We start from the raw sequence: 17,892 nt of genomic DNA on the forward strand, positions 1-17,892 counted from the left end.
GACATTTGCGAAATGCGCCGCGTTCGTGCAAACTATGCCCGCCCGTTTTGCGGGCGCACCGACTTCACCACCGGAAGAAGAGATATCACCGAATGGCCACCGACTACGACGCCCCCCGGAAGTCCGAAGACGACAGCGAGTCGATCGAGGCGCTCAAGGAGCGCGTTCCCGACAAGATGTCCGGCTCGGTCGACGCGGAGGACGCCGACAACCCGTCGGGCTTCGAACTGCCCGGCGCCGACCTCTCGGACATCGATCTCGACGTGGTGGTGCTGCCCCCGCAGGACGACGAGTTCACCTGCATGAGCTGCTTCCTCGTGAAGCACCGCTCGCAGCTCGACCACGACGGCGCGTCGGGTCCTATCTGCGCGGAGTGCGCAGCCTGACCTCGCTCTGAGCGCGGCGCACCGCCGCAGCCAGACGATCCGGCGTCCGGGTGGAGATGATCCATGCGGGCGCCGGATCATTCTCATCGCGCACCTCGACGACCACGATCCCGTCGATCCCCCGCGGACCAGGTGCCAGGCACGTCGGTCCAGACCCGGCCCCGCGCGTGGGCGGCCTCGTCGCCTGTGAGCGCGACCGCTCGGCCCAGATGCTCCACCTCGATGCGCGCGCGGCCGGCACGCAGCATCCCGTTCTCGACGACCACCAGGGGGGATGCCGCCACCAGCAGCGCGACGACGGCGATCGCCACGACCGCACCGGCGATGAGCGCGACGGTGGTGTCGAGCGGCACGAACACGAGCGCCGCCATGGGCGCGACGACCGCTGCCGCCACCAGCACCCACAGCGACGGCGCGAGGCGCTCCCGGTAGCGTGATCCGACCTCGACACCGCTCATCGTGATCTGCATTACCCTCGTTGCGTGACTCAAACCGTGGACGTCCCCATTATCGCCCCCGACGTTCCGGCCTACGCCCACCCCGGCGATGCCGGGGCCGATCTGGTCGCCGCCGAAGCGGTGCGCCTGGCGCCCGGAGCGCGCGCGCTCGTCGGAACGGGCGTGCGCATCGCCCTGCCCGAGGGGTTCGCCGCGTTCGTCGTGCCGCGCAGCGGATTGGCGGCCCGGCACGGCATCACCATCGTCAACGCGCCCGGGACCGTCGATGCGGGCTACCGGGGCGAGATCAAGGTCGCGCTGCTGAACACCGACACCCAGCAGCCCTATGACATCGCTGTCGGCGACCGCATCGCACAGCTCATCGTGATGCCGGTGACCACGGCCCGATTCCTGCCCGTCGACGCGCTCCCCGACAGCGCGCGCGGCGAGGGCGGGTTCGGATCCACCGGCTACCAGAAGGACGGAACCCCCGCATGACCGATACCACCCCCGCCGACAACTCTGGCAAGTCCGCGCCTGCAGACCGCGCGTCCGCAGGGCCGTTCGACGAGTCCGAGGCCAACCCGGTACGGCCGTACATCGACCTCGGCGGCATCAAGGTGCTCCCGCGCGAGGGGCTCAATCTCCGCCTCGAGGTCGAGGAGCAGACCAAGCGCATCGTCGCGGTCGGTCTCGACTACGCCGGATCCACGCTGCAGGTGCAGCCCTTCGCGGCGCCCCGCTCGTCGGGGCTGTGGGAGGAGACCCGAGAGCAGATCCGGGCACAGGTGCGCCAGCAGGGCGGGCGCGTCGAAGAGCGCGAGGGGCCGCTCGGCCCGGAGCTGCTCGCGGAGGTTCCGGTCGTGGCCGGCGCCGACGGTGCGGTCGGCAAGCGGCTGGCGCGCTTCATCGGCGTGGACGGACCGCGCTGGTTCCTGCGCGGCGTGATCGGGGGAGCCGCCACCGGCGACCGCGAGGCCGCTGCGAAGATCGAGGACCTGTTCCGTTCGATCGTGGTCGTGCGCGGCGGCACCCCCATGCCGCCGCGCGACCTCATCCCGCTGAAGATGCCCGCGGCCCCGGGAACGGCGTGAGCGGCGGCGGAGGCGACCAGACCGGCCGACCCGGCGAGGAGCGGCCCGATCCGGATGCCCCCCGGGCCTCCGAGGTGCTGGGCGCGGCACTCGGCGACGCCGCCCGCCGCGCAGGACTCGATCCGGCCGACGGCGCCGGCACCGGCCATGTCGTCTGGCGCGCGATGGGCGGCTGGCGCGGAGTGCTGGAGTCCGTCCTGCCGACGCTGGTGTTCGTGGTGGCCTTCACCGTCACCTACGACGCGCAGTCCGGCACGGGCGATCTCTGGCTCTCGCTCGGCCTGTCGGTGGGCCTCGCCGCGGTGTTCACCGCGGTGCGCCTCATCCAGAGGTCTCCGGCGACGGCGGCCTTCGGGGGACTGATCGCGACCGCCGCCGCGGCCGCACTCGCCCTGTTCACCGGCCGCGGGCAGGACAACTTCGTCTGGGGCTTCGTCACGAACGGCGCCTACGGCACCGCCCTGCTGGTCTCGGCCCTCGTGGGCTGGCCGCTGATCGGACTCGCCGTGGGGTTCCTCATGAACGAGGGGACGCGCTGGCGGACGGATCGACGCAAGCGACGCGTCTTCTTCTGGCTCACGATCGCCTGGGCGGGGCTGTTCGCCGCGCGCCTCGCGGTGCAGCTGCCGTTCTACTTCGCGGGCGATGTCACGGCCCTCGGTACCTTCAAGCTCGTCATGGGACTGCCGCTGTTCGCGCCGATGGTGGCCGTCACGTGGCTCGCCGTGCGTGCACTCTATCCGCCGCGCACCACCTGATACATTTATCTTGACATCAAGATAATTTCGCCCCGGCTCCGGTAAGGCCGCCCTCACTGGCAGCGAACCGCGGAGCGGGGGAAGATGGGCGGTGGCGAATCGCATCGCCCCCGCCGACGAAGGAGACCCGCGTGTCCACGGTTGACAGCTTCGGTGCGAAGAGCACCCTGACGGTCGGCAGCACCGACTACGAGATCTTCCGCATCGACAAGGTCGAGGGCTTCGAGAAGCTGCCCTTCAGCCTCAAGGTGCTGCTCGAGAACCTCCTGCGCACCGAAGACGGCGCCAACGTCACCGAGCAGCAGATCCGTGCGCTCGGCTCGTGGAATCCCGACGCCGAGCCCGACACGGAGATCCAGTTCACGCCCGCGCGCGTGGTGATGCAGGACTTCACCGGCGTGCCCTGCATCGTCGACCTCGCCACGATGCGCGAGGCCGTCACGGCGCTCGGCGGAGACCCCAGCCGCATCAACCCGCTGTCGCCGGCCGAGATGGTCATCGACCACTCGGTCATCGCCGACCTGTTCGGCTCGGAGAACGCGCTGGAGCGCAACGTCGAGATCGAGTACGAGCGCAACGGCGAGCGCTACCAGTTCCTCCGCTGGGGCCAGACCGCCTTCGACGACTTCAAGGTCGTGCCCCCCGGGACCGGCATCGTCCACCAGGTCAACATCGAGCACCTCGCCAAGGTCATCTACGACCGCAACGTCGGTGGAGTGCTGCGGGCCTACCCGGACACGTGCGTCGGCACCGACTCCCACACCACGATGGTCAACGGCCTGGGCGTGCTCGGCTGGGGCGTCGGCGGCATCGAGGCCGAGGCGGCCATGCTCGGCCAGTCCGTGTCGATGCTGATCCCGCGCGTGGTCGGCTTCAAGCTCACCGGCGAGATCCCGGCGGGCGTGACCGCGACCGACGTCGTGCTCACGATCACCGACCTGCTCCGCAAGCACGGCGTCGTCGGCAAGTTCGTCGAGTTCTACGGCGAGGGCGTCGCCTCGGTTCCGCTGGCCAACCGCGCCACCATCGGGAACATGAGCCCCGAGTTCGGCTCGACGGCCGCCATGTTCCCCATCGACGACGTGACGCTCGAGTACCTGCGCCTCACCGGGCGCGACGAGCAGACGGTCGCCCTCGTGGAGGCGTACGCCAAGGAGCAGTCGCTCTGGCACGACCCGGCACGTGAGCTCGTGTTCAGCGAGTACATGGAGCTCGACCTGTCGACGGTCGTCCCCTCCATCGCCGGACCCAAGCGTCCGCAGGACCGCATCCTGCTCGCCGAGGCGAAGACGCAGTTCAACGCCGACCTCACCAACTACGCCGACGCCGACCACGACCTCGTCGACCTGACGATCTCGGAGTCGTTCCCGGCGTCCGACCCGCCCGGGTTCACCCCCGAGGACGAGCACAGCCACCACGAGCACCACCACCACTCGCACGCCCCCGTGTCGGTGTCCAAGCCCACTCCGGTCACGACGGCCGCAGGCGATGCGTTCACCCTCGACCATGGTGCCGTGGCGCTTGCCGCCATCACCTCCTGCACGAACACGTCGAACCCGTCGGTCATGATCGCCGCCGGCCTGCTGGCGAAGAAGGCGCTCGACAAGGGCCTCAAGAGCAAGCCGTGGGTCAAGACCACGCTCGGCCCCGGCTCGAAGGTCGTCACGGACTACTACGAGAAGTCGGGACTGGACAAGGCGCTCGAGGGACTCGGCTTCTTCACGGTCGGCTACGGCTGCACCATCTGCATCGGCAACTCCGGTCCGCTGATCGAGGAGGTCTCGGCCGCCATCAACGACAACGACCTCGCGGTCACCGCGGTGCTCTCGGGCAACCGCAACTTCGAGGGACGCATCAGCCCCGATGTGAAGATGAACTACCTCGCCTCGCCACCGCTGGTGGTCGCGTACGCGCTGGCCGGTTCGATGAACTTCGACTTCGAGACCGACCCGCTGGGCAAGGACTCCTCCGGCGCCGAGGTGTTCCTCAAGGACATTTGGCCCGCTCCCGACGAGGTGCAGGAGATCATCGACTCCTCGATCTCCCGTGAGCAGTTCATCACCCAGTACGCGACCGTCTTCGAGGGCGATGACCGCTGGCGGAACCTCCCCACCCCGACCGGCCCCGTCTTCGAGTGGGACGCCGACTCGACCTACGTGCGCAAGGCGCCGTACTTCGACGGGATGACGATGGAGCTGACGCCGGTCTCCGACATCCACGGAGCGCGCGTGATGGCGACGCTCGGCGATTCCGTCACGACCGACCACATCAGCCCCGCCGGCAACATCAAGGCGGGCACTCCCGCCGCGCAGTACCTCACCGAGCACGGTGTCGGGCAGAAGGACTTCAACTCCTACGGCTCGCGCCGCGGCAACCACGAGGTCATGATCCGCGGCACCTTCGCGAACATCCGCCTGAAGAACGAGCTGGTCTCGGCCGTCAACGACGGACAGATCGTCGAGGGCGGCTTCACGCGCGACTTCACGCAGGAGGGCGGCCCGCAGTCGTACATCTACGACGCGAGCATGAACTACCAGGCGCAGGGCACCCCGCTCGTCGTCTTCGGCGGCAAGGAGTACGGCTCGGGCTCGTCGCGCGACTGGGCGGCCAAGGGCACGAGCCTGCTCGGCGTGAAGGCCGTCATCACCGAGAGCTTCGAGCGCATCCACCGCTCGAATCTCATCGGCATGGGGGTCGTGCCGCTGCAGTTCCCCGCCGGCGAGAGCTGGAAGTCGCTGGGCCTCGACGGCACCGAGATCGTCTCGATCGAGGGCCTCGAGCAGCTGAACGCGGGGGAGACCCCCAAGACGGTCACGGTCACCGCCGCGCCGAGCGAGTTCTCGCCCGCGGGCAAGGAGCCGGTCGTCTTCGAGGCTGTCGTGCGCATCGACACCCCCGGTGAGGCCGACTACTACCGCAACGGCGGGATCCTGCAGTACGTGCTGCGTTCTCTCGTCTGACACCCATCGTCGCGGAGGGCCGGGTGCTGTGGCATCCGGCCCTCCGCCGTGTCCGCAGGTACACTGGACTGGCCCTTCCGGGCCCGGAAAGGAGCGGGAATGTCGTTGTTGAGGACGATCACCGGCCCCCGTGATCTCGATGCGCTGAGCGTCGCCCAGCTGGGTGAGCTGGCCACCGAAGTACGAGAGTTCCTCGTCGAGAACGTGTCCCGCACCGGCGGACACCTCGGACCGAACCTCGGGGTCGTGGAGCTGACGATCGCGCTGCATCGCGTCTTCGACTCGCCCGCCGATCCGATCATCTTCGACACCGGGCACCAGTCCTACGTGCACAAGCTGCTCACCGGTCGTCAGGACTTCAGCGGCCTGCGCACGCGGGAAGGACTGGCCGGCTACCCCCAGCGCGCGGAGAGCGAGCACGACGTCGTCGAGTCCTCGCACGCATCGAGCTCCCTCAGCTGGGCCGACGGCGTGTCTCGCGCGCTCACGCGCACCGGCCGGCGTGACCGGCACGTCGTCGCCGTCGTGGGCGACGGCTCGCTGACCGGCGGCATGACGTGGGAGGCGCTGAACAACATCTCCGACGACAACGACCGCAATCTCGTCATCATCGTCAACGACAACGGCCGCTCGTACGCGCCCACGATCGGCGGGATGGCCCGCTACCTCAACCGCGTCCGCACGGCCGACAGCTATGAGAGCCTGCGTCGGGGATCGACGACTCTCTTCTCGAAATTCGGTCCGGCGGGGCGTGCGCTCTATCGCGGCGTTCGCGGCGGCACGCACGGGTTCCTCTCCCGGTTCACCAACAACGCGGCGCTCTACTCGAACCTCGACATCAAGTACCTCGGCCCTGTCGACGGCCACGACATCGCCGCGCTCATCGAGACGCTGAAGCTCGCGAAGTCGTATGGGGCGCCGGTGATCGTGCATGCGATCACCGAGAAGGGGCGCGGCTTCCAGCCCGCCCTCGACGACGAAGCCGATCAGTTCCATGCCGTCGGCCGGATCGATCCCGTGACGGGCGTCACCATCGGCGGCTCCTCCGGTGCGCAGGCGTGGACCGAGGTGTTCGCCTCCGAACTCGTGGCCGTCGGCGAAGAGCGCGAGGACATCATCGCGATGACCGCGGCGATGCTGCGCCCGACGGGTCTGCTTCCGTTCGCGCAGCGATTCCCCGAGCGCGTCTTCGACGTCGGCATCGCCGAACAGCACGCGGTCGCCTCCGCGGCCGGCCTCGCCTTCGGGGGTCTCCACCCCGTCGTCGCCATCTACGCGACGTTCATGAACAGAGCGTTCGACCAGGTGCTGATGGATGTCGCGCTGCACCGCGCCGGGGTCACCTTCGTGCTCGACCGTGCGGGTGTGACCGGTCCCGACGGACCCAGCCACCACGGCATCTGGGATCTGGCGATGCTGCAGATCGTGCCGCACATCCGCATCGCCGTGCCGCGCGACGAGACCCGATTGCGCGAGGAGCTGCGCGAGGCTGTCGCGGTTTCCGACGCGCCGACGGTCGTCCGCTTCCCCAAGGGCGCGGTGAGCGCGGAGCTTCCGGCTCTGGAGCGTCTCGATGACGGCGTCGATGTGCTGGTGCGCTCCGAGGCCGAGGACGTGCTGCTGGTGGGCATCGGCCCCATGGCGCACATCGCCGTGGCTGTCGCGGAGCGGCTGCGCGATCAGGGCATCGGCGCGACGGTGATCGATCCGCGCTGGGTCGTCCCGGTGCAGCCCTCGGTCGTCCGCCTCGCGGCATCCCATCGTCTGGTCATCACGATCGAGGACGGCATCCGTGTCGGCGGGATCGGCACGCGCGTGCGCCAGGTGCTGCGCGAGTCAGGCGTGGACACCGCTGTCGACGAGCTCGGCGTGCCCGACGAGTTCATCGACCATGCCAGCCGCGAGCAGATCCTCGAAGACGCCGGGCTCACCCCCGCGAAGATCGCCCAGGACGTCGTCGCGCAGGTGCTCGGCACGCGCATCCCCGTGGCCCGGGGAGCGCAGACCAGCGAGATACCGGTGCAGCGTCTGACGCGCGTGCCCGACGGCGACGACACCGACCTGGCCTGACGCTTCCGCCGCTGCTCACCCGGTCCGTCTGGGGTTCGCGGGCGTGAAAACATGGAGGGATGCGCGCTTCCGACCACGACCGCTCCGCCGTCCTCACCCGTGACGAGACCTCGGCCCGGGCCGAGCGGATCACGCTCCACACCGCATCTGTCGCCCTCGATCTTCGCGAGGCGCGCGACCTGACGCGGGCGAGCTTTGCGACGACGACGACGCTGACTTTCGATGCGGAGGGCGACCGGACGTGGGTCGATTTCATCGGCGAGTCGGTCGACGAGGTGGTGGTCAACGGCGAGTCGCACCGAGTCGACTGGGATGGCGCGCGGGTGAGGCTCTCGGGACTGCGCGCGAGCAATGTCGTGACGATCGCGGGCCGCGGGCTCTACAGCCGCTCGGGCGAGGGGATGCACCGGTTCGTCGACCCGGTGGACGGCGCGGTCTACCTGTACACGCAGTACGAGCCGGCGGACTGCCGCCGGGTGTACCCGTGCTTCGAGCAGCCCGACCTCAAGGCGCGCTGGAGCGTGCGCGTAACGGCGCCCGCCGATTGGGTGGTTCTCGGCAACGGTGCGCAGATCTCCCGCGACGAGCGCGGCGACGACGCCGTGGTGTCGTTCGCCGAGACGCCCCCGCTCTCCAGCTACGTCACCGCCGTCGCGGCCGGCCCGTATCACCGGGTCACCGGGGAGTGGGCGGCGGACGACGGCCGGGCCCGTGTCGACCTGGGGGTGCTGTGCCGCGCGTCCCTTGCCGAGCACCTCGACGCCGACGAGATCCTCGACGTCACCCGCAGGGGACTCTCGTTCTTCACGGCGGCCTTCGCGCAGCCGTACCCGTGGGGCAAGTACGACCAGATCTTCGTGCCCGAGTACAACCTCGGCGCCATGGAGAACCCGGGGCTGGTGACCTTCACCGAGGCGTACGTGTTCCGCGGCGCATCCACGCTGGCCCAGCACGAAGCACGCGCGAACACGATCCTGCATGAGATGGCGCACATGTGGTTCGGCGATCTGACCACGATGACGTGGTGGAACGATCTGTGGCTGAAGGAGTCGTTCGCCGACTTCATGGGAGCTCATGCCGCGGTCGAGGCGGGCGGGTTCCCCGACGCCTGGGTCACCTTCGCGAGCCGGCGCAAGGGCTGGGCGTACGAGCAGGACCAGCTGCCGACGACGCACCCGATCGTGGCCGAGATCCCCGACCTCGAGGCGGCGAAGCTCAACTTCGACGGCATCACCTACGCGAAGGGCGCATCCGTGCTCAAGCAGCTGGTGGCCTTCGTCGGAGAGGACGCCTTCTTCCGTGGGGCGCAGCGCTACTTCGCCGAGCACGCGTACGGCAACACGACCCTTCCCGACCTGCTGGCGGCGCTGGAGGCTGCCTCGGGACGCGAGCTCGGCGTCTGGAGCCACGCGTGGCTCCAGACGACCGGGGTCTCCGAGCTGCGTGTGGAACGCTCGGCCACGGGCGAGGCCGCCGTGGTGCAGACCGATCCGCGTCCGCACCGGGTCTCCGTCGGACTCTACGGGGAACACCGTGGTCGGCTGGTGCACCGCGATCGCGTCGAGATCGACATCGTCGGCGAGCGCACGGCGCTTCCGGTCGCAGCGGCGGCCCTCGACGGCATCCTGCTCATCATCCCGAACGTGGACGACCGCACCTACGCGAAGGTGCGGCTCGACGCGCGCTCGGTCGACGCGGTGGAACGGAGCCTGGCGACGCTCGACGATCCCCTCGCGCGCTCGGTCGTGTGGGCGGCCCTGTGGAACGCCGTGCGCGACGGCGAGCTGGCGGTGGCGCGCTATCTCGGCATCGTCGGCCGTCACGCGCCGACCGAGACGAACACCGCGCTGCTGGCCGACGCGATCGCGCACGGCCGGTTCGCCGTCGCGCACTATGCCGCCGATGCGGCGCGCGAGGAACTCGCGGCGCAGTGGCTCGAGACGGCCTGGGCGGCGCTGTGGGATGCCGCGCCCGGCAGCGACGCGCAGCTGGCCTGGGCCCGAGGCGTCGGAGCGGCGGCGACGGCCTGCGCCGCGCGCGCGAGCGAGCTTCGCCATCTGCTCTCCGGCGAGGCCGACGCCCCGCGAGGGCTCTCCCTCGATGCCGATCTGCGCTGGCTCTGGCTCATCGCCCTCAGCAGCACCGGCGATGCCACGGTCGCGGAGGTCGACGCCGAGCTCGCGGCGGACCCGACGGCGGTCGGACGACTGGCGCATCGCACCGCGCTGGCCGCCCGGCCCGATGCCGATGTCCGCGCACAGGCATGGTCCGCGGCGTGGAACGACGCGGCGCTCAGCAACGACGAGTTGGATGCGACGATCGCGGGCGTCCGCGCGGGCGGGCGCAGGGACCTCGTCGCCGCGTTCGACGACGACTACTTCTCGCGTATCCGGCCCGTGTGGTCGCAGCGCAGCATCGAGATCGCACGTCGCCTCGTGCGGGGTCTCTTTCCGGCCTCGGAGTCGCTGGACGCCGCCGACGCGTGGCTCGACGCCAACGCCGACGCGCCCGCGGCGCTGCGGCGCATCGTGCTCGAGCAGCGCGATGGGCTGGCCCGGGACCTTCGCGTGCGTGCCGCGCAGTCGCGCGCCGCGGCGCACCTGCAAGCGGGCGCGTGACGAGAAGGGGCGCGCCCGGCCGGACGCGCCCCTTCTGTCGGTCAGCCGCCGATGCCGCGGATCACGGGGTCATGGAAGGTCGCCCCGAAGACGCGCTCCGATGCTCCCTCACGATCGAGGTAGGGGGATGCCCCGCCATCGATGAACGGCCATCCTGCCCCGAGGATGAGGCACAGGTCGATGTCCTCGACCTCGGGAACCACACCCTCGTCGAGCATGATCTTGATCTCCTGGGCGAGCCCGTCCTGCACGCGGGCGAGGATCGTCGCCGGCGCGGCCGGCTGGGTGCCGACAGCGGGCTTGAGCACCTTCTCCGCCGCCTTCGTCCAGCCGGTGACCCGCCCGCCCTTGTCCTTCTCGACGACCTCGGGCAGCTCGGCCAGAGCGTGGAAGTTCTCGTTCGCGTAGAAGCGCTCCGGGAACGCCCGCACCATCGTGTCCTGTACGTGCGCGGCAACCTTCCATCCCACGAGATCGATGAGCTGGAACGGACCCATCGGCAGCCCGAGCGGCGCGAACGCCTTCTCGACCTCGGCGACCGGCGTGCCCTCGTAGACCGCGCGGGCCGCCTCGCCCATGACCTTGGCGAGCAGTCGGTTCACCACGAAGCCGGGCGCGTCGGCGGTGAGCACCGCGTTCTTGCCGAGTCCCTTGGCGACGACGAACGCCGTGGACAGCGCCGCCTCGGCGGTGCGGGGGGTCTTCACGATCTCGATGAGAGGCATCACCGCGACCGGATTGAAGAAGTGGAAGCCGACGAGACGTTCCGGGTGGGCCAGCTTCGCGCCGATCTCCTCCACCGACAGCGAGGAGGTGTTGGTCGCGAGGATCGCGTCTTCGGCGATGATCTGCTCGATCTCGCCGAAGACCTGCTGCTTCACGCCGACCTCTTCGAAGACGGCTTCGATCACGAAGTCGCAGTCGGCGTAGAGGCTCTTGTCGGTCGTGCCCGTGACCAGCGATCGGAGCTTGTTCGCGGCATCGCCGTCAAGGCGCCCCTTCGCCTCGAGCTTGCCGATCTCGTCGTGGATGTAGGCGATGCCCTTGTCGACGCGCGCCTGGTCGATGTCGGTGATGAGCACGGGAACCTGGAGCTTGCGCACGAACAGGAGCGCGAACTGGCTGGCCATGAGGCCCGCCCCGATGATTCCGACCTTGGTGACCTTCTTGGCCAGCGCCTTGTCGGGGGCTCCGACGGGACGCTTGGCACGCTTCTGCACGAGGTCGAACGCGTACATGGATGCCGCGAACTGGTCGCCGGCGACGAGATCGGCCAGCGCCTCATCCTCGCGGGCGAAGCCTTCGGCCTTCGTGCCGCCCTTCGCCTTGTCGAGCAGGTCGAGTGCGGCGTAGGGGGAGCGCGGAACCGTGCCGATCTTCGACTCGAGCATCCCGCGCGCCATCTTGATGGCGATGGGCCACTTGGTCAGGCGCTCGATCTTCCCGGGCTCGTTCTTCCGCTCGACCTTGACCTTGCCGGTGAGCACGCCATCGGCCCAGCGCAGCGAGTCCTCGAGGTAGTTCGCGGCCGGGAAGATCGCGTCGACGACCCCGTAGTCGAACGCCTGCTGCGGCTTGAGCATGCGGTTCTGCTTGAGAGGGTTGGAGATGACCACCTCGAGCGCGTTCTCGATGCCGATGAGGTTGGGCAGCAGATACGCACCGCCCCAGCCGGGGATGATCCCGAGGAACACCTCGGGGAGCGCGATCGCGGCAGCGGAGGAATCCACCGTGCGGTAGGTCGAGTTCAGCGCGATCTCGAGACCGCCGCCCAGGGCGAGGCCGTTGACGAATGCGAACGTCGGCACGCCCAGCTCCGTGAGCTGTCCGAACACCTTGTGGCCGAGCTGCGCGACCAGGCGCGCGTTGTCCTTCGAGCCGACCTTGGTGATGTCGGACAGGTCGGCGCCGGCGGCGAGGATGTACTGCTTGCCGGTGATGCCGACGGCCTGGATCTCACCGGCCGCGGCACGCTGGGCGAGTGCGGTCAGCGTCTCGCCCAGCTGGAACATCGTCGCCGGGCCGAGGGTGTTCGGACGGGTGTGATCGCGGCCGTTGTCCAGCGTGATCAACGCGAGCACCTTTCCCGAGGCGAGCCGGATGTCGCGCACGCGGGAGTGCGTGATCACCTCGCCCTCGGTGAGCGCCAGGATGGGGGAGAAGTCGATCTCGTCGTAGTTCGTCATCGGTGATTACTTCCGCTTCCTGCCGTCGAAGTGCGGGTTCTCCCAGACGACCGAGCCGCCCTGGCCGAGGCCCACGCACATCGCCGTGAGGCCGTAGCGCACATCGGGACGTTCGGCGAACTGGGCCGCCAGCTGGATCATGAGACGGACGCCGGATGCCGCGAGCGGGTGGCCCAGTGCGATGGCGCCGCCCCACTGGTTCACACGCGGGTCGTCATCGGCGATGCCGAAGTGGTCGAGGAGCGAGATCACCTGGATGGCGAACGCCTCGTTCAGCTCGAACAGGCCGATGTCGTCGATGGTCAGGCCCGCCCGGCGCAGTGCCTTCTCGGTGGACGGAATCGGGCCGATGCCCATGATCTCGGGCTGCACGCCCGCGAACGCGAACGACACCATGCGCATCTTGGGCGCGAGGCCCAGTTCCTTGACGGCGGCGCCGCCCGCCAGCAGCGACATGGTCGCGCCGTCGGTGAGAGGCGAGGAGGTGCCGGCGGTGACCCGCCCGTGCGGCCGGAACGGCGTCTTGAGAGCGGCGAGGTCGTCCATGGTCGTCTGCGGACGACGGCCCTCATCCTCGGTGGCGAGGCCCCACGAGCCGTCGGCATCCTTGATCGCCACCGACACCAGGTCGGGCTGGATCCTGCCTGCGTCGTACGCGGCCTGCGCCTTGTGCTGGCTCAGCATGCCGAAGCGGTCGGAGCGCTCCTTGGTCAGGTGCGGGAAGCGGTCGAAGATCCGCTCTGCGGTCACGCCCATGTTGAGCGCTCCCGGGTCCACCATGCGTTCCGCGACGAAGCGGGGGTTGGGATCCGCGTTGCCGCCGATCGGGTGGTGACCCATGTGCTCGACGCCGCCGGCGAGGGCGAGGTCGTACATGCCCATGCCGATGGAGCCGGCCATCGTCGTCACGCTCGTCATCGCGCCGGCGCACATGCGGTCGATCGCGAAGCCGGGCACCGACTGGGGGAGCCCCGCGAGGATCGCGACCGAGCGGCCGAGGGTCAGGCCCTGGTCGCCGGTCTGCGAGGTCGCGGCGATGGCGACGTCGTCGATCCGGTCCCTGGGAACGCTCGGGTTCCGCTCCATCAGGCCGATCGTCGCCTTCACTGCAAGATCGTCCGATCGGGTGTTCCAGTACATGCCCTTCTCGCCGGCGCGCCCGAAGGGGGTGCGCATTCCATCGACGAAGAAGACGTCCGAAATCTCGGCCACTCTGCCTCCAAAAATAGGGATGCCGTCAGCCTAGGAGCCGGTCGGAACGGGGATGAATCGGTTGGGTCGAACCTACGAAGCGCTCTCCGGGGCGCCCGACGTCGATTGCACGGAATCCACAAAGGCTTGCGCGATGACCTGTGCAGTCTGCTCAACCTGCCATGCCCGCGCACCCAGGGCGATGAGCGCTTCGCCGATCGAAAATGCCGTCAGGTCCGCCGGCGGCTGCCACGCGACGCGGCGGAGCAGCTCCGGTGTGAGGAGGTTCTCGGTCGGCATCGACAGCGCCTCGGCGCGCTGCTCGACCTGGGGCCGTGCGGCCTTCAGGCGCGCGTCCGCTGCCGGGTTGCGGTCCGCCCACGCCCGCGGAGGCGGGAGGGAGTCGCCGCCCGATGCGCGCTCGGGAGGGAGATCCTTCGCCGCGCGCCCCGCCTCGATCGCGGCCCACCAGCGATCGATCTGCGATCGGCTGGCGCGGCCGGTGAACTCCTTCAGCCCGGCCAGCGCCTGCTTGGACGGCGGATCGGCGAGCACCGCGGCGACGAGGGATCGGTCGGGAACGAGCCTGCCCGGTGCGACATCCTGCTCGCGCGCGTACTCCTCGCGTGCTGTCCACAGGGCCCGCGCGACCGCCAGCGACCGCCGGCCGCGCACGGTGTGCAGGCCGCTCAGACGGCGCCAGGGGTCTTCGCGGGCAGGCTTGGGCGCACGATCGAGCACCGCCTGGAACTCCTCGCGCGCGAACGCGGACTTGCCCTGCTCGGCGAGCTCTTCGACGAGCACATCGCGCACGTCCACCAGATGGAGCACATCGAGCGCGGCGTACTCGAGCCAATCCTGGGGGAGCGGACGGGTGGACCAGTCGGAGGCCGAGTGCGCCTTGGCGAGCGTGATGCCCAGGGCGTCTTCGACGACCGCACCCAGTCCCACCCGCTCGTGGCCGAGCAGCCGCGCGGCCAGTTCCGTGTCGAACATCGAAGGCGGCTCCAGTCCGAGCTCGCGCAGCGACGGAAGGTCCTGACTGGCGGCGTGGAGGATCCACTCCACCTCGCCGATGGCGTCCTGCAGGGACGTGAAGTCCTCGATGGGCGGGGGATCGAACAGGAAGACGCCGGCGTCGCGGCGGAAGACCTGCACGAGGTAGGCCCGCTGCGAGTACCGGAACCCCGACGCCCGCTCGACGTCGACCGCAACCGGACCTGTCCCCGCCCGAAGACGGTCCGCCGCTTCCTCCAGGCCGTCGAGGCCATCGATCACGCGGTAGTCACCCACGCGGCGACCTGCGCGTTCCGAGCATCGCGATTCCTTCCGATCCGGGCGGGAGCCCCGCCAGCATGCACACGAGCTCCGCCCACGCCTCGACATGCGGCGTCAGCGCTCCGTGCGGGGACCACGACGCGCGCAACTCGATCTGCGCCCCGTCGCCTTCGGCGGCGAGTGAGCCGAATCCTTTGGACTGGGTCTTCGTCACGGTCCCCGAAGCCGAATGGTACCCCGCACCCCGGGAGTCCAGCGCATCGGTCAGCCACGCCCAGGCCACATCCATCACGAGGGGGTCGGCGCCGATCTCCGGCTCGAACGGCGCCTGAGCGAAGGTCACGATGCGCCATGGCCCGTTCCACTGCGCGGGCTCGTCGTGGTCGTGCAGCAGCACGAAGCGCCCCGTCCCGTAGACGGAATCGCCCGTCACCTCGTCGGGCCGCACATCCCCGGCCAGGGCGATCGCCGCGGGTGCGAGGCCATTCGGAGCGGAGATCTCGTGCACCGCCAGATCCGCTCGGAAGGCGGTGGCGCGCACCTGCTCGGCGGCGCGTGCGAACGCCGCCGACGACGGTGGATCACGGTCCTCGGCCACGTCGACAGACTAGAGTGATGCCTCGATGGTCTCCTCCAGGCGCGCCGCCTCTCCCGCATTCATCGCCGCGATCCGCACGTCGCTCACCCTGTTGAGCGCTGCGCTGGCGGCCTCGCTCGCGCTGTTCTCGCTCGCGGCGCTGCGCATGGCGCGCAAAGTCGTCACTCCGGCCGGACGGGTGCCCGACACCCGCATCGTCGCGCTCGACACGAGCGCGCAGACCATCACGCTCAGCCGCACCCCCGACACCGCCCTTCCCGGCCGGTACGGCCTGTTCACCACGGGCACGAGCGCGTACGTGAAGCTCGGCTCGGTTCTCTCCGAGAACGACGCGACGGTCACCAGGAAGCTCCTGACCCACGTGCCCGACACCGCGCAGCTCGCCGCCGATGCGGCCTTCAGCGGGTGGTATTACGACCGGCCCGACCAGCTTCAGCTGCCCTACAGCCCCGAGCTGATCGGCTCAGCCGTAGGCCCGTGCCCGGCGTGGCAGTTCCCGGCCGGCGACGGAGACGTCTGGGTCATCCAGATCCACGGGCGCGGCACCAACCGCGTCGAGTGCCTGCGCGCCGTGCCCGTCTTCCACGCCGCAGGGATCACGTCGCTGCTCGTCTCGTACCGCAACGACGGCGAGGCGCCGCGCAGCCGGGCCGGCTCCTACACCCTCGGTGCGACCGAATGGCGCGATGTGGATGCCGCGGTCGGCTTCGCCCGACGGCGGGGCGCCCGGCGCATCCTCCTCATGGGCTGGTCGATGGGCGGAGCGATCGCTCTCCAGCTCGCACTGAACTCCGCGCACCGCGACATCATCGCCGGCGTGCTGCTGGAGTCGCCGGTGATCGACTGGCGGATCGTGCTGGACTACCAGGCGCGCATGCTGCATGTCCCGTCCGCCGTGACGGGGATGGCCATCGGCGCGCTCGGGTCGGACTGGGCCTCGCCCGTCACCCGCACCGGCGGAGCGATCCCCTTCGACCGGCTCGACATCGTCGCGCGCGCGGCGGAGCTGCGCCATCCGGTCCTCATCCTCCACAGCGACGACGACGGCTACGTGCCCTCCGATGCGTCGCACGACCTCGTCGTCGCCCGTCCGGACATCGTCGAGATGGAGACGTTCGAGGTCGCCCGCCACACGAAGCTGTGGAACTACGACCAGGAGCGGTGGAGCGGACGCATCCGCACCTGGCTCGACACGCACGGATTCAGTGCGGAGCGCACCGCGTGAGCGCGGACGCCGCGCGCACGGGCATCGTCCACCTGGTCGATCGCGCGCCGCAGATCTCCGGCGCCGAGATGGTCGACGCTCTCGTTCCTCCGCCGCAGTTCGCCGACGCGTCCTTCGCGTCGTACCGCGCCGACGGCGACTTCCCCTCCCAGCAGGAGGCGAAGGATCTGCTGACCGCCTTCGCCGGCGGCGCGGGAGCCGCGCCGGTGCGCGGCGGACTCTTCCGCCGGGCCAAGCGCGCCCCGGAGATGAAGCCGGGCGTGTACCTGGACGGCGGGTTCGGTGTGGGAAAGACCCACCTGCTCGCATCCATCTACCACGCCATGCCTGCCCGCCGGAAGTACTTCGGGTCGTTCATCGAATACACGGCCCTGGTGGGCGCCATGGGCTACCAGCGCACGGTCGAGCTGTTCCGTGGCGCTGATCTCCTCTGCATCGACGAGTTCGAGCTGGACGATCCGGGCGACACGATGGTGATGACCCGTCTGCTCGGCGAGCTCGTCTCGTCGGGGACGCGGCTGGCGGCGACCTCGAACACGCCGCCCAACGCACTCGGTGAGGGCCGGTTCGCGGCGCAGGACTTCCTCCGGGAGATCCATGCGATGGCGGCGAGCTTCCAGACCATCCGCATCGACGGGACCGACTATCGCCACCGCGCCGTCGACGGGCACGCGGTGGCCCTCGACTCCGGCTCGTACGAGCGGGCCGTCACCGACGCGGCCGCGACGGCCGTGGCATCGGACGACGACTTCGAGGCGCTCGTCTCGCACCTTTCCACCGTGCATCCCTCTCGGTACGTGCGGCTCCTCGACGGAGTGGATCTCGTCGGGCTGCGCGATGTCCACCCTTTCGAGGATCAGTCGGCCGCGCTGCGGTTCGTGGCGTTCGTCGACCGCGTGTACGACGCGCAGCTGCCGATCCGCGCCACCGGCCTCACCCTCGACCTCGTGTTCCCCGACGAGATGCTCGCCGGCGGCTACCGCAAGAAGTACCTCCGCGCGGTCTCGCGCCTGGTCGCCTCTACCCTCGCGTCATCTCCCGCACCGCGCGCGTCGCACTGATTCTCGGCGCGCTCACGTCCAGCCGAAACG

General features: G+C 69.8%; 15 protein-coding genes. 9 read left to right on the forward strand and 6 right to left on the reverse strand.

The annotated features are described in order from the left end of the window. Positions 1–92 precede the first annotated feature (92 nt). Positions 93–386, forward strand: coding sequence for a DUF4193 domain-containing protein (locus tag HQM25_RS08785; RefSeq protein ID WP_172989889.1), 294 nt, complete (start codon positions 93–95; stop codon positions 384–386). Here HQM25_RS08785 and HQM25_RS18050 read toward each other — a convergent pair. Continuing rightward, a complete protein-coding gene (locus tag HQM25_RS18050) occupies positions 361–492 on the reverse strand; it encodes a DUF3093 family protein (RefSeq protein ID WP_367948268.1) in 132 nt (43 codons plus the stop codon). The two genes, HQM25_RS08785 and HQM25_RS18050, sit on opposite strands and share 26 nt — an antisense overlap. Further along, positions 470–856 carry a DUF3093 family protein gene (locus HQM25_RS08790; RefSeq protein ID WP_367948269.1) on the reverse strand — a complete coding sequence of 129 codons (387 nt, stop codon included), beginning with the start codon at positions 854–856 and terminating at the stop codon, positions 470–472. The genes HQM25_RS18050 and HQM25_RS08790 overlap by 23 nt, the downstream gene beginning before the upstream one ends. A 12-nt stretch (positions 857–868) precedes the next feature. Here HQM25_RS08790 and dut point away from each other — a divergent pair, with 12 nt between their 5' ends. The 6 genes from dut (at position 869) to pepN (ending at position 10,323) form a co-directional block, all read left to right on the forward strand. Further along, positions 869–1,321: a dUTP diphosphatase gene (gene dut / locus HQM25_RS08795; protein WP_172989890.1), complete on the forward strand. Its 453-nt coding sequence runs from the start codon at positions 869–871 to the stop codon at positions 1,319–1,321. Next, positions 1,318–1,917 carry a DUF3710 domain-containing protein gene (locus tag HQM25_RS08800; protein WP_172989891.1) on the forward strand — a complete coding sequence of 200 codons (600 nt, stop codon included), beginning with the start codon at positions 1,318–1,320 and terminating at the stop codon, positions 1,915–1,917. Before dut ends, HQM25_RS08800 begins: the two co-directional genes overlap by 4 nt. Beyond that, positions 1,914–2,675 carry a DUF3159 domain-containing protein gene (locus tag HQM25_RS08805; RefSeq protein WP_172989892.1) on the forward strand — a complete coding sequence of 254 codons (762 nt, stop codon included), beginning with the start codon at positions 1,914–1,916 and terminating at the stop codon, positions 2,673–2,675. Before HQM25_RS08800 ends, HQM25_RS08805 begins: the two co-directional genes overlap by 4 nt. Positions 2,676–2,806: 131 nt before the next feature. After that, positions 2,807–5,635, forward strand: coding sequence for an aconitate hydratase (locus HQM25_RS08810; protein WP_172989893.1), 2,829 nt, complete (start codon positions 2,807–2,809; stop codon positions 5,633–5,635). A gap of 99 nt (positions 5,636–5,734) precedes the next feature. Then, on the forward strand, positions 5,735–7,705 hold the full coding sequence (gene dxs, locus HQM25_RS08815; RefSeq protein WP_172989894.1) for a 1-deoxy-D-xylulose-5-phosphate synthase: 1,971 nt from the start codon (positions 5,735–5,737) through the stop codon (positions 7,703–7,705). Between the two features lie 59 nt (positions 7,706–7,764). After that, the gene (pepN, locus tag HQM25_RS08820; RefSeq protein ID WP_172989895.1) at positions 7,765–10,323 is read left to right on the forward strand and encodes an aminopeptidase N; all 2,559 of its coding nucleotides are present in this window, start codon (positions 7,765–7,767) and stop codon (positions 10,321–10,323) included. A gap of 41 nt (positions 10,324–10,364) precedes the next feature. On the opposite strand, the gene HQM25_RS08825 is transcribed toward pepN, so the two are convergent. The 4 genes from HQM25_RS08825 to HQM25_RS08840 all read right to left on the reverse strand — a co-directional run bounded on the left by HQM25_RS08825 (position 10,365) and on the right by HQM25_RS08840 (position 15,576). Beyond that, positions 10,365–12,509, reverse strand: a complete 2,145-nt coding sequence (locus tag HQM25_RS08825) for a 3-hydroxyacyl-CoA dehydrogenase NAD-binding domain-containing protein (protein ID WP_172989896.1) — start codon at positions 12,507–12,509, stop codon at positions 10,365–10,367. A 6-nt stretch (positions 12,510–12,515) separates the two neighbouring features. After that, on the reverse strand, positions 12,516–13,721 hold the full coding sequence (locus HQM25_RS08830) for a thiolase family protein (protein ID WP_172989897.1): 1,206 nt from the start codon (positions 13,719–13,721) through the stop codon (positions 12,516–12,518). 72 nt (positions 13,722–13,793) lie between these two features. Continuing rightward, a complete protein-coding gene (locus HQM25_RS08835; protein ID WP_254359232.1) occupies positions 13,794–14,993 on the reverse strand; it encodes a ribonuclease D in 1,200 nt (399 codons plus the stop codon). Then, a complete protein-coding gene (locus HQM25_RS08840) occupies positions 14,986–15,576 on the reverse strand; it encodes a DUF3000 domain-containing protein (RefSeq protein ID WP_172989899.1) in 591 nt (196 codons plus the stop codon). The genes HQM25_RS08835 and HQM25_RS08840 overlap by 8 nt, the downstream gene beginning before the upstream one ends. 25 nt (positions 15,577–15,601) lie before the next feature. Between HQM25_RS08840 and HQM25_RS08845 the strand changes: the two genes are divergently transcribed. Both HQM25_RS08845 and zapE read left to right on the forward strand, forming a co-directional pair. After that, on the forward strand, positions 15,602–16,801 hold the full coding sequence (locus HQM25_RS08845; RefSeq protein WP_172989900.1) for an alpha/beta hydrolase family protein: 1,200 nt from the start codon (positions 15,602–15,604) through the stop codon (positions 16,799–16,801). Then, positions 16,798–17,862, forward strand: coding sequence for a cell division protein ZapE (gene zapE / locus HQM25_RS08850; RefSeq protein ID WP_172989901.1), 1,065 nt, complete (start codon positions 16,798–16,800; stop codon positions 17,860–17,862). The genes HQM25_RS08845 and zapE overlap by 4 nt, the downstream gene beginning before the upstream one ends. Positions 17,863–17,892: the final 30 nt, after the last annotated feature.

Source organism: Microbacterium hominis (assembly GCF_013282805.1).
Classification (GTDB): Bacteria; Actinomycetota; Actinomycetes; order Actinomycetales; family Microbacteriaceae; genus Microbacterium; species Microbacterium hominis_B.

Coding starts and splice junctions, on each gene's coding strand:
- HQM25_RS08800 (WP_172989891.1), top strand. CDS start 1,318: ATGACCGATACCACCCCCGCCGACAACTCTGGCAAGTCCGCGCCTGCA.
- HQM25_RS08825 (WP_172989896.1), bottom strand. CDS start 12,509: ATGACGAACTACGACGAGATCGACTTCTCCCCCATCCTGGCGCTCACC.
- dxs (WP_172989894.1), top strand. CDS start 5,735: ATGTCGTTGTTGAGGACGATCACCGGCCCCCGTGATCTCGATGCGCTG.
- HQM25_RS08845 (WP_172989900.1), top strand. CDS start 15,602: ATGGTCTCCTCCAGGCGCGCCGCCTCTCCCGCATTCATCGCCGCGATC.
- pepN (WP_172989895.1), top strand. CDS start 7,765: ATGCGCGCTTCCGACCACGACCGCTCCGCCGTCCTCACCCGTGACGAG.
- HQM25_RS08785 (WP_172989889.1), top strand. CDS start 93: ATGGCCACCGACTACGACGCCCCCCGGAAGTCCGAAGACGACAGCGAG.
- HQM25_RS08790 (WP_367948269.1), bottom strand. CDS start 856: ATGCAGATCACGATGAGCGGTGTCGAGGTCGGATCACGCTACCGGGAG.